Below are 20987 nucleotides of genomic sequence, written 5' to 3'. Positions count from 1 at the left end.
GCAACTCCTTCCGCGTGCGCGGCCCGTTCTCAGCGGCGAACGGAAGCCGGATTCAATCTCAGATACCGCAGAGCGGCCTTTTTTGTTACAGTGCAATGAGCACAGAGGTCACGTTATCAGGCGCGCCCCGGCTTTTTGCGATATCCAGCAGGCGCTGGCAGCAGTCTGCCTTCTGTGCGCCGTGCACGACTTCAAATAAGATCTCCTGATCGGCCATCTGGTTCGAAAGGCCGTCCGAGCACAGCAGCAGGCAGTCGCCCGGCTCCGCCGTGAGGGAGAACACATCGGCGGCGACCTGCTTTTCCGTGCCGACCGCGCGGGTGATGAGATTCTTGCTCGGGTGGTTCTTGGCCTGTTCGTGCGTCAGCTCGCCGCGCTGCACCATCAGCTCCACAAGGGAGTGATCCACGGTGACGCAGCGGATGCCGTCTGCCCCGAGATGATAGGCCCGGCTGTCGCCGATGTTCACGATCTCCACGCGCAGGCCGCGGACGAGGGCAGCCACGAGCGTCGTGCCCATGCCGCGGAACTCCTCACTGAGCTGCGCATGCTCATAGACAGAAATATTGGCCAGCTTCGCCGCCGTGCACAGCACGTCCTGCTCCTCTGCCTCGGTCATCCCGTCGCGCAGGGAGCGGCAGACCTCGCCGCAGAAGACCTCGCAGGCAAGGCGGCTGGCCACATTCCCGGCACGCGCGCCGCCCATGCCGTCGCACACGACGGCGAGCAGCGTCTCCGGGCCAAGGCGCTCCATGCGGTAAAAGTCCTGATTTTCCTCACGCACGTTTCCCGTGTCCGTCAGTCCCCATGCTTCCATCCATTCCGCTCCCTTCTTTTGGTTTTTCCGCCTCGTAATTTCTGCGGAGCTGGCCGCAGGAGGCGTTGATGTCGCTGCCGAGCGTCCGCCGCACCGTGGCGGGGATGCCGCTGGCCTCCAGCGTTTTCTGGAAGCGCAGCACCGTCTCCGGCAGGCTCGGCTTCAGCGGGCTTTCCGCCACGTCATTCAGCGGGATGAGGTTCACATGCGCCGCGATCCCGCGCAGACGGCGGATGAGCTGCTTTGCCATCTCCGGCGTGTCGTTGACATCACGGATCATGGCATATTCAAAGGAGATCCTTCTCCCGGTCTTTTCGAAGTAACGGCGGCAGGCATCGAGGAGCTCCTGCACCGGCCAGCGCCGGTTCACGGGCATGATGCTGCTGCGGACCTCGTCCACCGGCGCGTGCAGCGACACGGAGAGCGTCAGCTGCAGGTCCTCCTCGGCCAGCCGGTCGATCTGATCGACCAGTCCGCAGGTGGAAAGGCTGATGTGCCGCATGCCGATGTTCAGCCCCTCGGGCGAATTGACGAGCTCGAGGAAGCGGCGCACATTGTCATAATTATCCAGCGGCTCGCCGATGCCCATGAGCACGATGTGCGAGATGGGCAGGCCGGAATCCAGCTGCGAAAACAGCACCTGATCCAGCATTTCCGACGGCTCGAGGCGGCGGACCAGTCCGCCGCGCGTCGAGGCGCAGAAGGCGCAGCCCATGCGGCAGCCGACCTCGGAGGAAATGCAGATCGTATTGCCGTAATGGTAGCGCATGAGCACGCTTTCCACGCAGTTTCCGTCCATTAGGCGCCAGAGGTATTTGATGGTTCCGTCCTTCTGCGACTGCAGCCGCCGCGCGACCGTCGGCGAGACGAGCGTATATTCCGCCGCGAGCCGCTCGCGCAGGCTGCGGGAGATATCCGTCATCTCCGAAAAATCGTGCACGCCGCGGTGCATCCAGCGATAGATCTGTTTGGCGCGGAAGGCAGGCTCGCCGAGCACTTTCAGCTCGGTCCCCAGCTCCGCCAGCGTCATGGATTTGATGTCTTTCAAGGTTTCCTCCTGAATTTGCAGATAAAGAAGCCGTCTGTCTCATGCTGCCCCGGAAGCAGCGTGACCATCGCTCCCGGCGCGATGCCGGAGCCCTCTGGCCACGGCGCGTTTTCCGGGACGAAGTCCGGATGCGTGCGCAGGAAGTCCTCCGCCACAGCCTCGTTTTCCCGGCGCAGGATCGTGCAGGTGCTGTAGAGCAGCACACCGCCGGGGCGGACATATTCCGCCTGCTGCGCAAGAATGGCGCGCTGCAGGGCGGGCAGCTCCGCCGAGGGCTCGTGATAGCGAATATCCGGTTTTTTCCGGATGACGCCGAGTCCGGAGCACGGCACATCGGCCAGCACGACGTCCATCGCGCCGCGCCACGCGGGCACGGGCTGCGAGGCATCCTGCAGATGCGTCTCCAGAATAGAAATGCCGAGCCGCTCCGCGCCGCGCTCGATGAGTTCGAGACGGTGCGGGTGGATATCGCAGGAATACAGCGTACCGCGGTCCTGCATCTGCAGCGCGGCGGCAAAGCTCTTGCCGCCCGGCGCCGCGCAGCAGTCAAGCACGCGCATGCCCGGCTCGATGCCGGAAACAGCCACGGCAAGATGGGCCGCCGCGTCCTGCACATACACGCGCCCCTCATGGAAGGCAGCCGTCTGCTCCACAGGGCCGGAGACCGTCAGGCAGCCCGGCAGCCACGGATGCGGCTGCGCACCGGGCAGCTCCTCCAGCAGCGCAGCGGCATTGCCGCGCAGTGGATTGACCTGCAGCACGGTCTGCGGTGCTTCGTTGTCGGTCTTCAGAATGCGCTCCGTCTCCTCCCGGCCGAACTGCGCCAGAAACAGGCGCACGATAGGCTCCGGGTGGCTGTAGCGCAGGCTCAGGTCGTCCGGCAGCGCCAGCGGCATGGCCCGCAGCAGATTGCGCAGCACGCCGTTGACCAGACGGGCCGCCTGCTGGTTGGCCAGACGGCGCGTCTGCTCCACGGCCTCGTTCACCGCCGCCGAGGGCGGGATGCGGTCCATGAAACAGAGCTGATAGGCGGCCAGCCGCAGGATATCGCGCACGACGGGCTGCAGCTTGCCGCGCACGAAGCCGCTCAGCCAGTGGTCGAGCAGCATGCGGTTCTGCAGCACGCCGTTGCACAGCCGGGTAGCCAGCGCCGCCTCGCGGCGGTCCATCCCGCGCAGCGCGTCCTTCAGGGCGCTCTCCGGCCATGCACCGTCGCGGCGGAAGGCGATGAGCGCCCGCAGCGCCGCGTCTCTTGCGCCCGCCATCTCAGAGTTCGATGGGGTGGCCGCGGAAATAATCTGGCGCAGCCATGCGCTTCCCGCCGGGGGCCTGCAGCTGTGTCAGCAGCACGAGCTCGCCGTTCCCGCAGGCGACGGTCAGGCCCTGCTTTGTGAGGGAGACCGGTGTGCCGGGGGCCTTGTCCGTATGACCGGGCGCGGGCTGCGCCCCGTAAATCTTGAAATGCGTGCCGTTCAGGTCCGCCGTGGCGACGGGCCACGGATCAAGGCCGCGCACCTGATCGACGATGTGCCGGACAGGCTTCGTCCAGTCGATGGGCGAAAGCTCCTTCGAGAGCATCGGAGCCAACGTTGCTTTGGACGGATCCTGCGGCGTGCGGGTTGCCGTACCCGCCTCGATGGCATGCAGTGTATCGGACAGCAGCGGCGCACCGACGGCGGCCAGCCGCGCCAGCAGGGCCGTGGAATTTTCCAGCGGCTCGATGGGCGTTTTGCGGATTTCGATAATGTCGCCCTCGTCCATTCCGGCCGAGAGGTACATCGCCGTCACGCCGGTCTCGTCCAGACCGTTCAGAATGGCCCACTGCGCCGGGGCCGAGCCGCGCAGCGCAGGCAGGATGCTCGTGTGGATGTTGATGCAGCCGAGCGTCGGGATGTCCAGCACGCGCTGCGGCAGAATTTTGCCATAGGCCACGACGGCAATGACGTCCGGGCGCAGGGCGCGAAGCTCCTCCACGGCGGCATCATCGCGGAACGTCGCGGGCTGATAGACCGGCAGGCTGGCGGCCAGCGCGACCTCCTTGACCTCGGACATGGCGAGCTTCATGCCGCGGTTCTTCGGCATATCCGGCTTCGTGTAGACGCCGACGAGGTCAAAGCCGTCCGCGATCAGGCGGGACAGGCAGTCCGCCGCGATCTGCGGCGTGCCCATGAAGACGACTCTCATGCTTCCTCCTCCAGCTCGGCCATTTCCTCATCCGTGAGCATGTGATAGGCTCTTTCCGTATAGATATGCCCGTCGAGGTGGTCGCATTCATGGGCGAAGCAGCGCGCCGTCAGGCCCTCGCCCTCCGCCTCGAACCAGTTGCCGTCGCGGTCCTGCGCGCGCAGACGCACAAATTCCGGACGCTTGACCATACCGTAGCGGCCGGGGACGCTCAGGCAGCCCTCCATGCCGTCCTGCTCGCCGGAGGTCTCCAAAATCTCCGGATTGACGAGCTCGATCAGCTCGCCGTCGTCATCGACTACGACGACGCGGCGCAGGATGCCGATCTGCGGCGCGGCAAGGCCGACGCCTCCCGCATTGGTCAGCGTCTGCCTCATATCGTCAAGCAGCTCGCCGAGGTGGGCGTCAAAGCGCGTCACGGGCCGTGCCGTCTTGTGCAGCACAGGCTCCTCTACGGTCAAAATATTCCTCAGTGCCATCGTGATTCCCCTTTATTCTCTGCCGTTGACATCCACAAACGCGCCGACGCCCCGGAAGCTGCGATCCTTTGCGAATTCGCGCACAAGGAACGCCAGAAGCTCCCGCAGCCGTCGCGTATTGACGCAGCTAAGCGTCAGGCGGCAGCGATAATGATAATTGATCCGCGCAACGGAGGCCGGGGCCGGGCCAAGCACGGCAGCGGTTTCCCCGCGGTAGAATTCGGAATGCAGCAGGCCGTCCAGCCGCGCACGGAATGCCAGCGCCGCCTGCCAGACGCGCTCCTCCTCCCAGCCGTGGAACGTCACGGTGAGCAGGTCGCGATAGGGCGGGCAGCCGCGCAGCTGGCGCAGCGGCAGCTCTGCCTCGAAAAAGGCGTCATAGTTCTGCTCCGCAGCAAAGCGGATGGTCTGGTTCTGCGGCGTCATGGTCTGCAGGATCGCCCTGCCGCCCAATTTTCCGCGTCCGGCCCGGCCCGCGACCTGCGCGATCAGGCTGAACGTCGTCTCCGCGGCGCGATAGTCGGACGCATAGAGCGAGAGGTCGGCGTCCAGCACGGCCGAGAGCGTGACATTCTCAAAATCCAGTCCCTTTGCCACCATCTGCGTGCCAAGCAGGATGGGGATGCGCTCCTCGCGGAAGCGCCGGAACAGCTTTTCATGGGTATTGACTGCCGAGACGGTGTCTGCATCCATGCGCAGCACGCCGACGCCGGGCAGCAAATTCTGCAGCTGCTCCTCGACCCGCTGCGTGCCGCAGCCGATCTGGCGCAGATGCCCGCCGCAGACGGGGCAGCGTGCAGGCATAGGCTCGCTGTGGCCGCAGATGTGGCACATGAGCCGCCCGTTCGCATGGTGGTACGTCAGCGGCAGGCTGCAGCCCGGACACATCGGGACGCTGCCGCATTCGACGCAGGCCAGCATCCGGCTCGTGCCGCGGCGGTTGAGATACAGGATGGACTGCTGCCCGAGGCGGAGATTTTCGCGCAGGGCCAGCAGCAGCGGCTCGCTGATGATCGAGGCATTGCCCTCGCGCAGCTCGCGCTTCATGTCGACGATCTCGACGGGCGGCAGCGGTCTGCCGTTATAGCGCTCCGTCATGCGGCACAGGCCAAAAGCACCCGTAACGGCACGGTACATGCTCTCGACCGTCGGCGTGGCGGAGCCGAGCACCGTCAGCGCATGCTCCTGCGCGCCACGGTAGATCGCGACCTCGCGGGCATGGTAGCGCGGTGCATTTTCGGATTGGTAGGTGTGCTCCTGCTCCTCGTCCACAATGAGCAGACCGAGGTCCCGCACCGGCGCGAACACAGCTGAGCGGGTACCGAGCACCACGTCGGCATCGCCGGAGCGGATGCGCTTCCACGTCTCATAGCGCTCGCTGATGCGCAGGGCGCTGTGGAGCACGGCGACGCGCGCGCCGTAGCGTACGGAAAACTGCCGCAGGAGCTGCGGCGTCAGGGCGATCTCCGGCACAAGGACGATCGCACCGCGCCCGGCGGCAAGGCAATCATCGATCAGGCGGAGATACGCGACCGTTTTGCCGCTGCCCGTCACGCCGTAGAGAAGCGCCGTGCCGGGAGAGGCATCCTGCAGGCGGGCAGACAAACTGTCATAGGCTGCCTGCTGCTGCGGCGTGAGCAGGAGCGGCTTCGGATCGGCCGCTGCGGCCGGGGGAGGCGGAAGCAGGACCTCCTGCTCCCGGAGCGTCAGCAGCTCCAGCTTTTCCAGCCTGCGGAGCGTGGCAGACGTCGCGCCTGCGTAATAGCCCAACTCCTTACAGGCGCACTCACCGAGCGTGGCAAGCAGCTCCATGGCCGCCGCCTGCACAGGAGCGGACGCCTGATGCGACTGGGCAAAACGCCGCGCCTCCTCGGCCGGGACGGCCAGAACGGCAATGCGCTCCGTTTTATCGTTCACGCGGCGGCGATGGGACGTCTCGCAGGTGACGAGCTTTTTCTGCCGCAGGTACTGCAGCGCCCGCTGCAGGGCCTCCGGCTCAAACTGGGCGCGCAGCGCGGATTCCTCCGCGGCACCGCCGAGCGTCTGCAGCGTTTGGAATACGGCCTGCGCCGCCGGATTGCGCCAGCGGTCGTCCCATGCGGCGTTCTCCGCAAGGGTATAGCGGTCACGCGGCTGAAACCAGACGCCTGCCGGTAAAATGGCCCGCACGGCGTCATAGAATGTGCAGAAATAGCGCTCGCGCACAAAGGCCGCCAGATGCAGCGCAGCACGCGAGAGCAGCGGCTCCGGGTCGAGCGCCGCCTCGACGGGCTTGAGCGCCGGGCCGTCCGGCCGCTCCGCGCCATCCGGCATCACGGCGAGAACGATGCCCTCCGTGCGGCGGTTCGATGCGCCGAACGGTACGCGCACACGCTGGCCCGGCTGCAGCGTCAGGGAGTCCGGAATGCGGTAATCGAACGGCTTGTCCATGGAGAACACGGCCGAAGCGACCGCAATGCGGGCGATCATGCTGCCGTCGCCGGGACAGTCCGGCGGAAAAAGGCAAAAGACGCCGGCAGGGTCACCTCTGCCCGCGCCTTGTTCCGGCTCATTCCTTCACGACTGCCGCGAGCTTGCCGTCCGCGACCTCGTGGATGGCGATGGTCACGGGCTTATCCTCCAGCGGGATGTGCTCCGTCTCTGCCTCGATGGAGATCTGGCGCGCGCGGCGCGCGATCACGTTGACGAGAAGATAGCGGCTGTCGATGTGCTTGAGCAGATCGGCCATAGCGGGATACAGCATAATTAGTCTTCCTCCTTGAGATTGAGTGGGCGATAGGATGTGCGGCAGGCCTCCGCGGTCAGGACTGCTTCCAGCTCCTGCACGGCGTGCCCGACGGAATCGTTGATGATGGTATATTGATAGTGCTTTGCCTGACGGCATTCCTCCAGCGCGATATGCAGGCGTCTGGCGGCAATGTCCGGCGGCGTGTCGCCGCGCCCGGCCAGCCGGCGCTTCAGCTCGGCATAGGACGGCGGAGCGATGAAAACGGAAATGGCGTCCGGCCGGCGCTGCATGACCTGCAGCGCGCCCTGCACGTCGATCTCGAGAACGACGCTTTCGCCGCGCGCCAGCGCTTCCTCTACGGGGCGCAGGGGCGTTCCGTAATAGTTGCCCGCATAGCAGGCGTGCTCCAGAAGCTCCCCTGCCGCGATCATCTCTTCAAAGCGCTCGCGCGAGACGAAATAATAGCTCACGCCCTCGCGGTCCTCGGGCCGCATGGGGCGGGAAGTAGCCGAAACGGAATAGTGCAGCGACTCGTGCTGCTGCATGACCGTCCGAAGGATGGTGCCCTTGCCGACCCCGGACGGGCCGGAAACGATGATGATTCTGCCCTGGCTCATGCCTGTTCCTCCTCCTCGCGCTCCGGCTCTGCCGACGGATCGGCCAGACGGCGGGCAATGGCCTCCGGCGGGATCGCCGAAAGGATCACATGGTCCGTATCCATCAGGAGCACGGCGCGGGTCTTTCTGCCATAGCTGGCGTCAATGAGCATGGCGCGGTCGCGCGCCTCCTGGATCATTCGCTTGATCGGGGCGGAATCCGGGCCGACAATGGTCAGCAGCCGCTCCGAAGAGACCAGGTTCCCAAATCCGATGTTGATCAGCCGCATCGCGCTCACTCGATGTTCTGGATCTGCTCGCGGATCTTTTCCAGCTCCGCCTTGATCTCCACGACGGTGCGGGCCTGCTCAAGATCGTTGCCCTTCGAGCCGATGGTGTTGGCCTCGCGGTTCATCTCCTGCAGCAGGAAGTCGAGCTTGCGGCCGATGGCCCCGCCGCCTGCAAGCAGGCTGTCGAGCTGGGCCAGATGGCTGCGCAGACGGACGGTCTCCTCATCGACGGCGATGCGGTCGGCAAAGATGGCGGCCTCCGTCAGGATGCGGCTCTCGTCGATCGTCGTGCCGGCGAGCACCTCGCGCAGCTTGTTCTCGAGCCGGGTGCGGTATTCCGCCAGCGTGACGGGGCTGCGCTCCTCGACGCGGCCGACAAGGCCGCGGATGGTCTCCGCGCGGGAGCTGAGGTCGGCAGCCATGGCCGCGCCCTCCGTCTCGCGCATGGTCTGATAGACGGCGATGGCCTCCGCCGCAACGGCGGTCAGGTCGGCAAGATTCTGCTTTTCGTCCTCCTCCGGCTTCTCCACCACGAAGATGTCGGGCAGCGCGGAGAGCGCGGAAGCGCTGATATCGTCCTGCACGCCGTAATCTGCGACCATGGTGCGCATGGCGCGCAGATACCCCTCGAGCACGGGGCGGTTCAACGAAACGGTGGCCTCCTCCGCGCCCGCCGCGTTCACACTGACAAACACGTCCACCTTGCCGCGCTGGACGGCGTCCTTTACAAGCTGTTTGATCGCATCCTCCGCGTAGGAGAACGCGCGGGGCAGGCGCACGGAGCAATCGAGGAAGCGATTGTTGACGGAGCGTAGCTCCACCGTGATCTCCCGCCCATGCAGGGTCTTGCAGGCACGGCCATAGCCAGTCATACTGCGGATCAAATGATTCGTCCCCTTTCGATCAGATCAGCGGCAGCCGCCGCAAAGGCAGTTCAGGCACATGAGTGAGCTGCAAAGGCCGCAGAGCTCGTCCGAGCCGTCGCTGTACTGCGTCTGCCGGTAGGTGTATGCGCCGCTGCCAACGCTGCTGAGTGCATTTCGGTATTCCAGATTCTGCGGCTCCATATTGACTGCGATGCGGAAGTTCTGCGCAGCCTCGTCCATCCAGCCGCGGCGCTGCGCAATGACACCGCGCAGATAATACCACTCGGCCGTGCGCGCGGATACCGCATTGAGCCCGGCCTCCGCGCCGTCGAGGTCACCGAGCTGGATGCGTCGGCGGATCTCATAGAGCGGCGACGACGTGCTTCCCGCACTGCTGCGCTGGCCACCGGTGCTCCCGGCGTCGGCCTGCTGCCGCCCGCCCTTCATGAGCGTGGCATAGGCCTCGTTGATCTCCTTCATTTTTTCCTGTGCCAGATCCGCAAGCGGATTGTTGGCGTAATTATCGGGATGGTATTTCCGCGCAAGCTCCCGGTAGGCCTTTTTGATCTCATCCTCCGAGGCGCCGTGCGGCACACCGAGCACTTCATAGGGGTCCTTCATGTTTTCCTCCTGTTTCCCGCCTTGCGGAACGTTCCCTCCGCGACTGCATGGAGCACGGCGGGCAGTCCGAAATATAAGATGTTGGAAAGCAGCTCCCGGTCGCGCCGCCCGTCCAGCAGCTCCATGGCCGAGCAGGCCATGCTGATGGAGGCGTCGATCGTTTCGAGCAGCTGCGCCCGGTCCGCCGGATCGAGCGTCCCGCCGTCCGCGCCGTAGCGGTAGCGAAGCGGGTTATACGCACCTGCCCGCACATCGCGCGGCAGGTCCTCGAGCGCATCGGCCAGATACAGATACCGGCCGACGTGGTACAATAGCAGCTGCTCCGGCCGACGCTCCCGGCCGTCATAGTGGGCGGCGCAGTCGCGCAGCAGCGAGGCAAAGGCGTCCGCCGTGCGGTCGATGCTGGGGCTTTTTTCGTCCTCGAGCGCCTGCAGCCGGGCAAGCTCCGTGCCGAATGCGGCATCGAGCGCCGGATGCCGGGCCGAGGCGCGGCGATAGCTCCGGCGATAGAGCAGCAGGGCCGCTTTGGCAGCCAGACGGCGCGGGCCGCGGCTGTCGCGCCGGGCGTCGAGCAGCTTCCACCACGAAAGCAGCACGCTCAGGTCGGCTGCATAGCGCATGGCGCCGTCCTCCGGCAGGCAGGCCTTGCGGCACCACGGCCGGGCCGGGCAGAAGCAGCGCTCCGGGCATGCCGGATCTCCCTCCCGCAGGAGGAAGTAGAGAAATGTCATATCATAGTTGACCAGAAACCGCGCCGCAAAGCCGTATTCCAGCTTCAGCGCGCGGCACAGGCCGCAGTAGGCCGCATGGTAGCGCACCTGCGCCTCTTCGGAGAGGCGGTCGCGCCGCGGCAGCACATAGCCGAACACGCTAGTCCACCCTGCCCGTGATGCGGTACTCCATCGGTCTGCGGCGCAGATGGCGGTTCCAGAGCAGGGCCGGGATCAGACCGGCGGCAAAGGCCGCCGCACCGAGCACAGCCATCCAAACACCGCCGAGGGACTGCGCCGCAAGGCAGACCGCAAGCAGCAGCCCGAGCGGCAGCAGATACACCAGCGCCGCCGCGCCGAGGACCGCGCCGCTGCGGGATTCGACCCACACGCGCTCGCCCGGCTCGACCGGAAACGGCGCGCGCGCCGTCACCTGTACGCTCTGGCCGACGGCTCCGCAGCCGCCGCAGTGGCCGCAGTCGCCCGTGCAGGCGCTCACACGCTGCACCAGCAGGCTGACGCTCCCGTCCGGGAGCAGGGACCCGACCGTTGCACGCTGCCGCATCGTCAGGACTCCGTATTGCCGCCGTCCGTCTCGCTCAGCGAGACCTGCACGGTGTATGGCCCGCCGATGACACCGGCGGAGACATTCGCAGGCAGCGCGACCTCCAGCTCGACCTGCTTGGCCGCCGCGTCATAGTGGCGGCTGAAGTCGGCCGTAACGGTCAGGTCCTCCATGCGGAGCGCACTCATGACGCTCGCGCGGCCGCGGACGGTGATCTTGACATTCTGGTCGGCAAACGTCATGCCGGCCGGTGCCTCCTTGCGGAGGATGTTCGCCGTGGGAACGGTGAATTCCTTCGTCACGAGGCCCTTGAGCGTGACCGTGATCTTCACGGTCTGGCTGTCGGCGCGGCTCGTAACGCCGCTCGGCAGCTCCGGCGTGACCTCGAACGTCTCGGTCCCGGTGATCTGCGCCAGATCGATCGTGCGGATGGGCAGCTCGTCCGCCATGGCATCCAGAACGGCCGTATTGCCCGTGACGCGCAGGGTGGACGGCTCGATCGTTACATCCGCATCCTCGGACGTCGCGCCGCCGCCGGAAACAAGTGTTGCATTGAGCTTAATATCTTTATACTGCAGGATAGGGATCGTTACACGAACGGAATCCGCAGAGCTTGTCACATACTGGCTCAGCGACAGCTCGTTGCCGTCCTTGTCCAGCAGGACAACGGGGCAATCCGTGTCGATGAGTGCATCGGCATCCGTCACATCGACGCGCACGACGGCGCGGGCGATCTTGTTGACCTCCTCCGCAGGGCCGCGGACGGAGATGGACTGTGTGCCGAGGGTCAGGTTGGATTTATCGATCATATAGCCCGTCATCGGCTCGCCGGTGTATTCGAGCTCGATGGGGACCTCGGGGTTCTCCTTAATGTCGCTGACCGTGACGGAGATGCGTGACGGTGCGCGGCTCGTTTCGCTGATATCGCCCGTTGCCACGGTGCTGGGCCAGACGACGCTCCAGCTGAGCTGATAGCTGCCGCTGGCGGCAATGCGCGTGACGTCCGCAATGGCGGTGACCGTCTCGTTGTTCAGCTCCTTGAGGTCGGAGCGGCGGCCGGAGACCTTGATGCTGACCTTCGTGGAATCGCCGCCCGTGAGCATCAGGCCCTGGGACGTCAGGGCCTCCGTGCCCTCGAACTGGACGCTGATGCCGCTGATGGTAATGGTGTCGTCGGGATTCACGACCGTGACGGCATAGAACCAGAGCACGATGGAGACGACGAGCGCCAGAAGAAAGGCAAGGATCTTACTTTTTTGCATCTTTGTTCTCCTTTTGCTTCCGGCGGAGGAGCTTGAGCGGGTTGCGTGTCTTCTCCTCGCGCTGGGGGGCCAGCTCGTTGAGCAGGAGCTTTTCGAGCGTCTGTGGGGCGAGATGGCGCTTGAGCATGCCGGAGATCGCCACAGAGATCGTGCCCGTCTCCTCGGAGACGATGACGACGACGGCATCGGAGACCTCGCTGATGCCGATGCCCGCGCGATGGCGCGTGCCGAGGTCGCTGCTGATATTGTGGTTCTCCGTCAGCGGCAAGACGCAGCCCGCCGCCGCAATGCGGTCATTGCGGATGATGACCGCGCCGTCATGGAGCGACGCCTTGGTGAAAAACAGGTTGCGCAGCAGCTCCGAGGAGACGCAGGCATCCACGACGGTGCCGCTCTTCTGGTATTCCAGCAGCGGGATGGAGCGCTCGAAGACGATGAGCACGCCCGTGCGCTCCTTGGCCATGATCTCGCAGGCCTGCACGGTCTGCTCGATGACGCGGTCGATCTCGCGCTGCTCTTCCTTGACGGAAAGGATCTCGCGGACATTTTTGCTGCCGAGCTTTTCGAGCATACGCCGCAGCTCCGGCTGGAACACAACGATCAGGGCCACAAGGCCGATCTCCAGGATCTTGTCGAGGATATAGTTCAGCAGATACATGTTGAGCAGCTGCGTCACACCGGCAAGGATCAGGATGATGAGCACGCTCTTGGCGATCCGCGCCGCACTGGTCGACCGGACCATCATGATGACCTTATAGATGAGGAAGGCTACGACGAGGATATCCACGATGTCCATGACCTTGATGGTCGGGAGCATCGAGCTGAACTCCTTAAAGAAATTGATCACTGCATCCATGAGCAAAACTCCGCAAATTCCAAGTTACTGCAATTACCTTACAGGACCCGATATGGGCCCTATTTTTAGATTCTATTCATTATATCCGATTTTCGCCGCAATAGCAAGTGGAAAACGCGCGTTTTTCCTTCATCCCGGCAAAAATGCCGTTCTGCACACCTGCAGGAACTGCCGGACCTCCGCAGACGTGTTAAAAGCAGAGAAGCTCACCCGGACCGTTCCGGTCTCGAGCGTTCCGCCGCTGCAGTGGGCCATCGGCGCACAGTGCAGCCCGGCCCGCACGGCGATCCCGGCCTCCGCCAGACAGGCGGCGGCCTCCTCGCAGTCGAGGTCCCGGCAGCGGAACGACAGAACGCCGCTCTGCCCCGGCCCCGTGAACACCTCCACGCCCGGCAGCTGCCGAAGGCCGCGCGCCGCAAGGGCCGTGAGTGCGCGCTCTCCCGCCAGCAGCTCTTCCGGCCGCCGCTCCCGCACGAAGCGCAGGCCAGCCAGCAGGCCGCCGATGCCGCAGACGTTGTGCGTGCCCGCCTCGTGGCGGTCCGGCAGGAAATCCGGCATGCTCTGATCGAGCGAATTGCTCCCCGTGCCGCCCAGCAGCAGCGGCTCCCCCGCCGCACCGCACAGCAGCAGGCCCGTCCCCTGCGGGCCATACAGCCCCTTGTGCCCCGGCATGGCAATGAAGGCCGCACCCGTCCCGCGCAGGCTGACCGGCAGCGTTCCCGCGGACTGCGAAGCGTCGATGACGAGCGGGACGCCGCGTTCCCGGCACAGCGCGGCAACGGCTGACACGGGCAGCACATTGCCGTAGACATTTGAAACATGCGTGCACACCGCCGCATCCGCTCCCTGCCGCAGGGCGCGCGCAAAGCCCTCGAGCAGCCGCTCCGGCGCAAACGGCGGTGCATCGGCCGTTTCAATCTGCGCCCCGAGCGCAGCAAGCGGCCGCGTGACGGCATTGTGCTCCATGCCGGACAGCACAACGCGCCCGCCCGGCCGGACAAGGCTGCGCAGAGCAATATTCAGGCCGTGCGTCGCGTTCATGGTGAAAACAACCTGCTCCGGCGCGGCGTCGAACAGCTCCGCCGCCTCGGTGCGGCAGGCATAGACGACCCGCGCCGCCGCGTCTGCCGCCGCATGGCCGCCGCGCCCGACGCTGGCGCAGGCGCGCATCGAGCGCTGCACGGCCGCATAGACGGACTCCGGCTTCTGCAGCGTCGTTGCGGCGCTGTCAAAATAGATCATGGCTCCGCCTCCTGCCATGCCCCGTCCGCGCCGCGGCGATACAGCCGCCGGAACGCGATGCGCTCGGCCGTCAGCAGCCGCCGGATGGTCTCCGGCTCGGCAGGCGCACGCACGCAGTAGCCGCAGCCCTGCTCCTGCAGCGCCCGCGGCGTGCGGAGCACCTGCGCGGGGAGCCCCGCCTGCTCCAGCGCCCGCGCCGCATTCTGCGCAGCCGTGATTGAACGAAATGTCACACAGATCTGGCTCATTCTGCTTCCCTCCCTGCCCCAGCATATGCCGGTCCGGGCGATCCGGCGCAGAACCGCACGAAATTTTGCCGCAGAATACAAAGCACCGGGAGCGCTGTCGCGCCCCCGGAGCGTAGCTTGTCAAAAAAGTGTTTTTGACAAGCTCTCAAACGAGACCCGTTTCACTGGGCTCTCGTTTGAAAAGGCTGCGGCTCGCTGCATCGCACGAAGGGCACGCCTGCGGCGCACCCTTCGCACGTTTGCGAGCCGAGCGGTATTTTCTCCGACGTACACGCCGCCGGAGAAAATGATTTCCATTTTCTTTGCGCTTGCGAGCGCAAACTCTGCGAGGCTTTTTTTCGACAGTCCAAAAGCTCCGGGAGCGCTGTCGCGCCCCCGGAGCAGGTAGCTTTTATAAGGATGTCAGGCCAGCGGCTCGGTGATGGCATTGCGGATCTGCTCGGATTCCTCCATCATGCGGTCCACAAATTCTCCGGCGTAGTCAAACACCATGTCCTCCAGATTCAGCTTGTCCGTCAGCTTGGCATCCGCCGGTGCGTCGACCAGATAATCCGCAACGCTCTTCTTCACCTGCTGATAGCCCAGCACGATGACAACGGCGAAAACCGCCGTGAGTGCAAGGACCTTGATCCATGTCACCCACCAGTATTTTCCCATGGTCTTCACCCCCTGATGCTCATTAGACGGGTCTTCTCTGCATTTGTTCCGCAGCGGGAACGATTATTTTGCCAGATCCTGCGCGATGAGGAGCTTCATGGCCTCGACGCCGACGCGGACGGCGGCGCTCGTGTCCTCACTCATGTTCTGGTCGAGACCGGCAGTCTCGCGCTCCTGATTCCAGATAACATGGAAGCAGGAACCGCAGCGGCAGCCCAGCGCATCTGCCACGACGAACAGCGCGGCGGACTCCATCTCACTTGCCAGAACACCGAGGCGCTTCCAGGCTTCCCATTTCTGCAGCAGCTCATAGGAGACGGGCATCTTCGCCGGGCTGTGCTGGCCGTAGAATGCGTCCTTACACTGCACGACACCGACATGCGTCTGCTTACCCATGGCGAGCGAAGCCTGACGCAGGGCATTGGTCACATCAAGGTTGGCAACGGCCGGATACTCGAGCGGCGCATATTCCTGAGACGTGTGCTCAAAGCGGATGGCTCCCGTCGCAACGACGATATCGCCGGACTGAACCTTCAGGTTGATGCCGCCGCAGGTACCGACGCGGATGAACGTGTCCGCACCGATGTTGTGCAGCTCCTCCATGGCGATGGACGCGGACGGGCCGCCGATGCCGGTGGAGCAGACGCTGACCTTTTCGCCGAGGAGCGTGCCGGTGTAGATATTATACTCACGGTTCTGGGCAACATGCACAGGATTGTCGAACAGCTTTGCGATGGACTCGCAGCGGCCCGGATCGCCGGGTAGCAGGCAATAGCGGCCAACATCGCCTTCGACACAATGGATATGAAACTGCTTATCAAGCTTCTGCATGAAAAAAAGCTCCCTTCTTTATTTTGCAGCACTACACAGCGGTGCTGCAGTTTAGTAGTTTCGTGTTGAGTTATTATAACAGGCTTTGGAGAAAATGGCAACCTCTTTCCGCGGCTTGCCGAACGCAATTCACCGATCGCGAACGCATGCTCAGGGAAGCTCTGATTCAATCAGCAAGAGCGGATGGCGCGAGATTTTTTGGCAAGTCGAGGTATGGAAAACGCAGGAATACTTTGTGTACCCGCAAGGGGCATGCCGCATCCGTAAGGCGGCAAAGCCGCCAACGGCTGCGCAATCTTTCAAGTTTTTCATACCGATGGATTGACGAAAAAGATCTGGCATCCGCCGCAGATGATTGATTCAGAGTTTCCTTAAAAAAGGGTGATCTGGCTCGTATCCGGCAGGTCGCCGAACGCGCCCGCCTGCTTCAGGTTCTCGATATGGGTCTTGGACACCTTCGGGCAGGCGGCAGAGAATTCCTCAATGGAGACGAAGTGCTTGCCCTCGCGGCCCTCCATAATATCCCAGGCGGCGGACTCGCCGAGGCCGGAAACAGAGACGAACGGCGGGAGGAGCCTGCCGTCCCGGATGAGGAATTTTGTGGCATGCGAGGCGTAAAGGTCAATATTGTCGAACGTGAAGCCGCGCAGATAGAATTCGTAGCAGACCTCGAGCGTCGTCAGCAAATCTTCTTCCTTGTCAGAATGGTCCGGATCGGCGTTGATGCGCTTGATGTGCTCCTTCACAGTCTCGATGCCATGCGTCATCATCACGGCGTCGAAGCCGTCCTTCTGACTGCGGCGGTAGAAATAGGCCGCATAAAACGCCAGCGGGTGATGTACCTTGAACCACGCGATGCGGAAGGCCATCATGACGTAGGCCGCCGCGTGCGCCTTCGGAAAGAGGTATTTGATCTTTTTGCAGGATTCGATGTACCATTCCGGCACCTGATGCTCGCGCATCTCCTCCACAATGCCCTCCGGCCACGCCTTGCCCTTGTGGATCGCGCCCTTACGAACGGACTCCATGAATTTGAAGGCGCGCTTCTCCGGCAGACCGCACTTGATGAGATAGAGCATGATATCGTCGCGGCAGCCAATGGCCTGATTGACAGAGGCCGTGCCGCTCAGGATCAGATCCTTCGCGTTGCCGAGCCAAACATCCGTGCCGTGGGAGAAGCCGGAAAGGCGGATGAGCGTGTCGAACTGCGTCGGCTTGGTGTCCATGAGCATCCCGCGGGTGAAGATCGTGCCGAATTCCGGAATGCCGACTGTGCCGACCTCCGTCAGAATCTTGTCATGCTCATAGCCGAGCACCTTGCTTGAAACGAAGATGGACATCGTGTCCTTGTCGTCGAGCGGGATCTTCTGGGCGTCGACTCCCGTCATATCCTCCATCATGCGGATCATCGTCGGGTCATCGTGGCCGAGCATATCGAGCTTCAGAAGGTTTTCCTCCATGGAGTGATATTCAAAATGCGTCGTGATGATATCGGTGTGGATGTCGTCCGCAGGGTGCTGCACCGGGCAGAAATCCCAGATCTCATTCTCCTGCGGGATGACGACAAGGCCGCCTGGATGCTGTCCCGTCGTGCGGCGCACATCGACGCAGCCCGCTGCAAGGCGGTTCTCCTCCGCGCGGCTGACGGTCAGGTTTCGCTCGGCCAGATATTTTTTCACATAACCGTAGGCCGTTTTCTCTGCGACCGCACCGATCGTGCCCGCACGGAACACATGGCTCGCGCCGAACATTTCGATGCAGTACTGATGGGCGCGTGACTGGTATTCGCCCGAAAAGTTCAGGTCGATATCCGGGACCTTATCACCGCCGAAGCCAAGGAACGTCTCAAACGGGATGTTGAAGCCGTCCTTATCGAGCTTCGCGCCGCACTGCGGGCAGACGGCATCCGGCAAGTCGGCCCCGCAATTGATGCCATCCGGAACGTCGAAGGTGCAGTATTTGCATTCGGGGCAGCGATAATGCGGCGGCAGCGAGTTGACCTCGGTGATGCCGGACATGAAGGCCACGAGCGACGAGCCGACGGAGCCGCGGGATCCGACGAGGTAGCCGTGCTCCAGGGAATTCTGCACGAGCTTCTGCGCAGACATGTAAATGACGTCGTAATGGCAGTTGATAATGTCTCCCAGCTCGGTCTCAACACGTTTCGTAACGATCTCGGGCGGATTATCGCCGTACAGGCGGTGCAGCTTGCCGTAGACCAGCGATTTCAGGTCCTCGACGGAGTTCTTGATCTTCGGCGCAAACAGGTTATGCGGTACGGGGCGGACGGTTTCGCACATGTCGGCGATGTGGTTCGGGTTCTTCACAACGACCTCATAGGCCTTTTCCGGGCCCAGGTAGGAGAATTCCTCGAGCATCTCGTCCGTCGTGCGGAAATAGAGCGGATTTTCGCGGTCGCAGTCCTCAAAGCCCTTCGTGGCCAGCAGGATGCGGCGATAGATCTCGTCCTCCGGGTTCAGGAAGTGGACGTCTCCCGTCGCGCAGACGGGCTTTCCCAGCTCCTCGCCCAGCCGGACAACGGTGCGGTTGAACTCGCGCAGCTCCTCGTCGCTCTCCGCGATGCCCTTGGCCAGCATGAAGCGGTTGTTGCTCAGGGGCTGGATCTCAAGGAAATCGTAGAACGAAGCGATGCGTTTGAGCTCCGCGTGGCTCTTGTGGGCCACGATGGCCTGGAACAGCTCGCCTGCCTCGCAGGCCGAGCCGATAATGAGACCCTCACGGAATCGGATAAGCTCTGACTTTGGGATGCGCGGCGTGCGCTTGAAATATTTCAGGTTGGAATCCGAGATCAGGCGATACAGATTACGCAGGCCCATCTGATTCTTGGCAAACAGCAGGATGTGGCGGGCGTGGCGGTTCGTGATGCGGCTTCCGGCACGCAGGGAGAGCATGTCCGCATTGATATCCTGAATGTCGTGCAGGCCGCGCTCCTGCAGCATTTTGGCAAAGCGCAGGTAGAGGTAGCCGCACGTCAGCGCATCGTCCGAGGCACGGTGATGGTTGAAATCCGGCAGGCTGAGCGCATTGGCCACGGTATCGAGCTTGTGATTCGTCAGCTGCGGCATCAGATTCTGTGCAAAGATGAGCGTATCGAGATACGTCGGATCGAACGGCAGACCGAGCCGCTCGGCCGCCGCCGTCAGGAAGCCGACATCGAAATCGGCATTATGCGCACACAGCACGCGCCCGCCGCAGAAGGCCAGAAATTCCGGCAGCACCTGAGAAATGGGCGGTGCGTCCGCCACCATGGCGTCCGTGATGCCGGTAAGGTCGACGATCTTCTGCGGGATGGAGCGGCCGGGGTTCACGAAGGCCTGGAACGTATCGACGACCTGCCCGTCGCGCAGGATAACGGCGCCGATCTCCGTGATCTCGTCGTGCTGAGCCGAAAGGCCCGTGGTCTCAAGGTCGAAGGCGACGAACTCGCCGTCCAGCGGCAGGCTTGCCGTCCCGTGGACGGCGATGCGGTCGTCCACGTCATTGACATAATAGCCCTCGCAGCCATAGAGGATCTTGATGTTCTGATCCGTCCCCGCCACCTTGTTCTTCGAGGCATTCAGGGCAGCCGGGAACGACGAGGCAACGCCGTGGTCCGTGATGGCAATGGCGCGGTGGCCCCAGCGGGCAGCCGTGGCGACGGCCTCGCCCGTCTTTGTCAGGGCGTCCATCATGGACATTGTCGTGTGAAGGTGCAGCTCCACGCGCTTCTCCGGCGCGGTATCCACACGGACGGGCGCCTCCGCGGCCTGCACGGCCAGCGGCTCGAGCACGATGTCATTTTCAAACCGGCTGAAGCTGATGAAGCCCTGCACGCGCAGCCACTTGCCGGGCTTCTGGATGGCGTCGATGAGTGGCTTGGCCTGATCGGCCTCCATAAAGCGGTTCACGCGGATGGAGCCGGTGTAGTCCGTCATATCGAAATTCACGACCCATGCATTGCGCTTCTTGAGTTCCTTGTGGTTCACGGCGAACACGCGGCCCTCGACAATGACGCGGCCGACGTCGCTGTCCTGCGACAGCTCGCGCATGGGCGTGACGTTCCCGTGGAACGGCTTGCCATAGATCGTCTGCGACGGTGCGGCAGGCTTCGCGTCCTTTCCGCCCTGCGGCTTTCCCGCCGGAACAGAGGGGACCGGCACATCGCGCAGCGCGGCAAGGCGCATTTTCTCCGTCTCGGCAAACAGCTCCTCCCCCACCGGCTCGTGGTTCGAGATCACGTCGATGCCCATGCGGACGCCGAAGCGCTCAGTCAGGAGCCGCTCTGCAGCCGGAAGATGCGGCGTGAGCTGGTCGCGGCCGTTGGCGCGCAGGCGAAGCTCGGCCCGCTCCCCCGCAAACGACCATTTGCAACCGGCCAGAATGGCCGCCGCGGGAGAATAGGCGTCGATGAGCGCGCGCGTCAGCTCCTGCCCGTCGAACTCGGCCAGCGCCTCCGGCGGATAATGCGGCTCAAAGCGGACGCGGCGCATGCCGTAGAGCTTACTCAGCTCCGAAGCCGCCGTGTTCAGCACGGATCCCGGGACATAGCGCGGCAGCTCCAGCCGGAGCAGAACGGCCCGCGCCTCGCGGTCGATCTCGGCATGGACGATGCTAGCCTGCTCCAGTGCGGCGCGCTGCGGCTCATCCGGTTCATATTCCAAAAACATCTTCAAAAACGGGACTGCCATGATGTGATGCTCTTCCTCTCTCAGCTTGTCAAAAAAGTCCCATCGGGCTTTTTCGCCAAGCTGCTTTCAGAATTGCAAAATAAATTTTTGTATATATCCTATTTTGCAATTCTGCCGCTGCGGCGGGTTATTGGACGCGAAAGGAAACCCTGACGGTTTCCTTTCACTCTTTTCTTCCCTCCGATACTTTTGGCTTGGCAGTTTTTTGACAGTCTGTTCTCTTGTCTTTTCCTCCAATTATACCTGTTTTCGGCGCAATGCGCAAGCCTTCGTGATGGGGAAAAAAGGCCCCCACCCGG

General features: G+C 63.5%; 20 protein-coding genes. All 20 read right to left on the bottom strand.

Annotation, left to right across the window (positions count from 1 at the left end):
* Positions 1–85: 85 nt before the first annotated feature.
* Positions 86–817 (bottom strand): Stp1/IreP family PP2C-type Ser/Thr phosphatase, encoded by a 732-nt coding sequence (locus ACMKFF_RS08275; protein WP_367926617.1) that lies wholly within the window; start codon positions 815–817, stop codon positions 86–88.
* Positions 777–1865 (bottom strand): 23S rRNA (adenine(2503)-C(2))-methyltransferase RlmN, encoded by a 1089-nt coding sequence (gene rlmN / locus ACMKFF_RS08270; RefSeq protein ID WP_419496629.1) that lies wholly within the window; start codon positions 1863–1865, stop codon positions 777–779. The genes ACMKFF_RS08275 and rlmN overlap by 41 nt, the downstream gene beginning before the upstream one ends.
* Complete coding sequence (gene rsmB, locus ACMKFF_RS08265; RefSeq protein ID WP_419496628.1) at positions 1862–3130, bottom strand: 16S rRNA (cytosine(967)-C(5))-methyltransferase RsmB; 1269 nt, start codon at positions 3128–3130, stop codon at positions 1862–1864. The genes rlmN and rsmB overlap by 4 nt, the downstream gene beginning before the upstream one ends.
* Before the next feature lies 1 nt (position 3131).
* Positions 3132–4049 (bottom strand): methionyl-tRNA formyltransferase, encoded by a 918-nt coding sequence (gene fmt, locus ACMKFF_RS08260; RefSeq protein WP_419496627.1) that lies wholly within the window; start codon positions 4047–4049, stop codon positions 3132–3134.
* Positions 4046–4528, bottom strand: a complete 483-nt coding sequence (gene def, locus ACMKFF_RS08255; RefSeq protein ID WP_349135062.1) for a peptide deformylase — start codon at positions 4526–4528, stop codon at positions 4046–4048. Before def ends, fmt begins: the two co-directional genes overlap by 4 nt.
* Positions 4529–4540: 12 nt before the next feature.
* On the bottom strand, positions 4541–6997 hold the full coding sequence (gene priA, locus ACMKFF_RS08250; protein WP_419496626.1) for a replication restart helicase PriA: 2457 nt from the start codon (positions 6995–6997) through the stop codon (positions 4541–4543).
* Positions 6998–7076: 79 nt separating this feature from the next.
* Positions 7077–7271, bottom strand: coding sequence for a DNA-directed RNA polymerase subunit omega (rpoZ, locus tag ACMKFF_RS08245; RefSeq protein WP_349135060.1), 195 nt, complete (start codon positions 7269–7271; stop codon positions 7077–7079).
* A 2-nt stretch (positions 7272–7273) separates the two neighbouring features.
* Complete coding sequence (gmk, locus tag ACMKFF_RS08240) at positions 7274–7873, bottom strand: guanylate kinase (protein WP_417324478.1); 600 nt, start codon at positions 7871–7873, stop codon at positions 7274–7276.
* On the bottom strand, positions 7870–8142 hold the full coding sequence (locus ACMKFF_RS08235) for a DUF370 domain-containing protein (RefSeq protein WP_367926610.1): 273 nt from the start codon (positions 8140–8142) through the stop codon (positions 7870–7872). Before ACMKFF_RS08235 ends, gmk begins: the two co-directional genes overlap by 4 nt.
* 5 nt (positions 8143–8147) lie before the next feature.
* Positions 8148–9026, bottom strand: coding sequence for a YicC/YloC family endoribonuclease (locus ACMKFF_RS08230; RefSeq protein ID WP_367926609.1), 879 nt, complete (start codon positions 9024–9026; stop codon positions 8148–8150).
* Positions 9027–9050: 24 nt separating this feature from the next.
* Complete coding sequence (locus tag ACMKFF_RS08225; RefSeq protein WP_349135056.1) at positions 9051–9629, bottom strand: J domain-containing protein; 579 nt, start codon at positions 9627–9629, stop codon at positions 9051–9053.
* Positions 9626–10498 (bottom strand): DUF5685 family protein, encoded by an 873-nt coding sequence (locus ACMKFF_RS08220; RefSeq protein WP_419496625.1) that lies wholly within the window; start codon positions 10496–10498, stop codon positions 9626–9628. The genes ACMKFF_RS08225 and ACMKFF_RS08220 overlap by 4 nt, the downstream gene beginning before the upstream one ends.
* A 1-nt stretch (position 10499) precedes the next feature.
* Positions 10500–10904, bottom strand: a complete 405-nt coding sequence (locus ACMKFF_RS08215; protein ID WP_419496624.1) for a SoxR reducing system RseC family protein — start codon at positions 10902–10904, stop codon at positions 10500–10502.
* A 2-nt stretch (positions 10905–10906) separates the two neighbouring features.
* Positions 10907–12166: a YbbR-like domain-containing protein gene (locus ACMKFF_RS08210; RefSeq protein WP_419496623.1), complete on the bottom strand. Its 1260-nt coding sequence runs from the start codon at positions 12164–12166 to the stop codon at positions 10907–10909.
* Complete coding sequence (cdaA, locus tag ACMKFF_RS08205) at positions 12153–13022, bottom strand: diadenylate cyclase CdaA (RefSeq protein ID WP_367926605.1); 870 nt, start codon at positions 13020–13022, stop codon at positions 12153–12155. The genes ACMKFF_RS08210 and cdaA overlap by 14 nt, the downstream gene beginning before the upstream one ends.
* A 129-nt stretch (positions 13023–13151) precedes the next feature.
* A complete protein-coding gene (locus tag ACMKFF_RS08200; protein ID WP_419496622.1) occupies positions 13152–14264 on the bottom strand; it encodes an aminotransferase class V-fold PLP-dependent enzyme in 1113 nt (370 codons plus the stop codon).
* The gene (locus ACMKFF_RS08195; protein WP_419496621.1) at positions 14261–14512 is read right to left on the bottom strand and encodes a DUF3343 domain-containing protein; all 252 of its coding nucleotides are present in this window, start codon (positions 14510–14512) and stop codon (positions 14261–14263) included. The genes ACMKFF_RS08200 and ACMKFF_RS08195 overlap by 4 nt, the downstream gene beginning before the upstream one ends.
* 402 nt (positions 14513–14914) lie before the next feature.
* Complete coding sequence (locus ACMKFF_RS08190; RefSeq protein ID WP_367926602.1) at positions 14915–15169, bottom strand: hypothetical protein; 255 nt, start codon at positions 15167–15169, stop codon at positions 14915–14917.
* 63 nt (positions 15170–15232) lie between these two features.
* Positions 15233–16000 carry a uridine phosphorylase gene (gene udp / locus ACMKFF_RS08185; RefSeq protein WP_419496620.1) on the bottom strand — a complete coding sequence of 256 codons (768 nt, stop codon included), beginning with the start codon at positions 15998–16000 and terminating at the stop codon, positions 15233–15235.
* A 371-nt stretch (positions 16001–16371) separates the two neighbouring features.
* Positions 16372–20688 carry a PolC-type DNA polymerase III gene (locus tag ACMKFF_RS08180; protein ID WP_419496619.1) on the bottom strand — a complete coding sequence of 1439 codons (4317 nt, stop codon included), beginning with the start codon at positions 20686–20688 and terminating at the stop codon, positions 16372–16374.
* Positions 20689–20987: the final 299 nt, after the last annotated feature.

Origin of the sequence: Faecousia sp. (assembly GCF_048519415.1) — a bacterium.
GTDB lineage: Bacteria > Bacillota > Clostridia > Oscillospirales > Oscillospiraceae > JAZOXB01.
Note: the sequence above shows the minus strand (reverse complement) of the source record. Positions and strands in the feature narration are given on the sequence as shown.

What these genes read in the sequence shown, in the direction of transcription:
- ACMKFF_RS08275 (WP_367926617.1), bottom strand. Translation starts at nt 817, where the DNA reads ATGGAAGCATGGGGACTGACGGACACGGGAAACGTGCGTGAGGAAAAT.
- rsmB (WP_419496628.1), bottom strand. Translation starts at nt 3,130, where the DNA reads ATGGCGGGCGCAAGAGACGCGGCGCTGCGGGCGCTCATCGCCTTCCGC.
- fmt (WP_419496627.1), bottom strand. Translation starts at nt 4,049, where the DNA reads ATGAGAGTCGTCTTCATGGGCACGCCGCAGATCGCGGCGGACTGCCTG.
- def (WP_349135062.1), bottom strand. Translation starts at nt 4,528, where the DNA reads ATGGCACTGAGGAATATTTTGACCGTAGAGGAGCCTGTGCTGCACAAG.
- priA (WP_419496626.1), bottom strand. Translation starts at nt 6,997, where the DNA reads ATGATCGCCCGCATTGCGGTCGCTTCGGCCGTGTTCTCCATGGACAAG.
- rpoZ (WP_349135060.1), bottom strand. Translation starts at nt 7,271, where the DNA reads ATGCTGTATCCCGCTATGGCCGATCTGCTCAAGCACATCGACAGCCGC.
- gmk (WP_417324478.1), bottom strand. Translation starts at nt 7,873, where the DNA reads ATGAGCCAGGGCAGAATCATCATCGTTTCCGGCCCGTCCGGGGTCGGC.
- ACMKFF_RS08235 (WP_367926610.1), bottom strand. Translation starts at nt 8,142, where the DNA reads ATGCGGCTGATCAACATCGGATTTGGGAACCTGGTCTCTTCGGAGCGG.
- ACMKFF_RS08225 (WP_349135056.1), bottom strand. Translation starts at nt 9,629, where the DNA reads ATGAAGGACCCCTATGAAGTGCTCGGTGTGCCGCACGGCGCCTCGGAG.
- ACMKFF_RS08215 (WP_419496624.1), bottom strand. Translation starts at nt 10,904, where the DNA reads ATGCGGCAGCGTGCAACGGTCGGGTCCCTGCTCCCGGACGGGAGCGTC.
- ACMKFF_RS08210 (WP_419496623.1), bottom strand. Translation starts at nt 12,166, where the DNA reads ATGCAAAAAAGTAAGATCCTTGCCTTTCTTCTGGCGCTCGTCGTCTCC.
- cdaA (WP_367926605.1), bottom strand. Translation starts at nt 13,022, where the DNA reads ATGGATGCAGTGATCAATTTCTTTAAGGAGTTCAGCTCGATGCTCCCG.
- ACMKFF_RS08200 (WP_419496622.1), bottom strand. Translation starts at nt 14,264, where the DNA reads ATGATCTATTTTGACAGCGCCGCAACGACGCTGCAGAAGCCGGAGTCC.
- ACMKFF_RS08195 (WP_419496621.1), bottom strand. Translation starts at nt 14,512, where the DNA reads ATGAGCCAGATCTGTGTGACATTTCGTTCAATCACGGCTGCGCAGAAT.
- ACMKFF_RS08190 (WP_367926602.1), bottom strand. Translation starts at nt 15,169, where the DNA reads ATGGGAAAATACTGGTGGGTGACATGGATCAAGGTCCTTGCACTCACG.
- udp (WP_419496620.1), bottom strand. Translation starts at nt 16,000, where the DNA reads ATGCAGAAGCTTGATAAGCAGTTTCATATCCATTGTGTCGAAGGCGAT.
- ACMKFF_RS08180 (WP_419496619.1), bottom strand. Translation starts at nt 20,688, where the DNA reads ATGGCAGTCCCGTTTTTGAAGATGTTTTTGGAATATGAACCGGATGAG.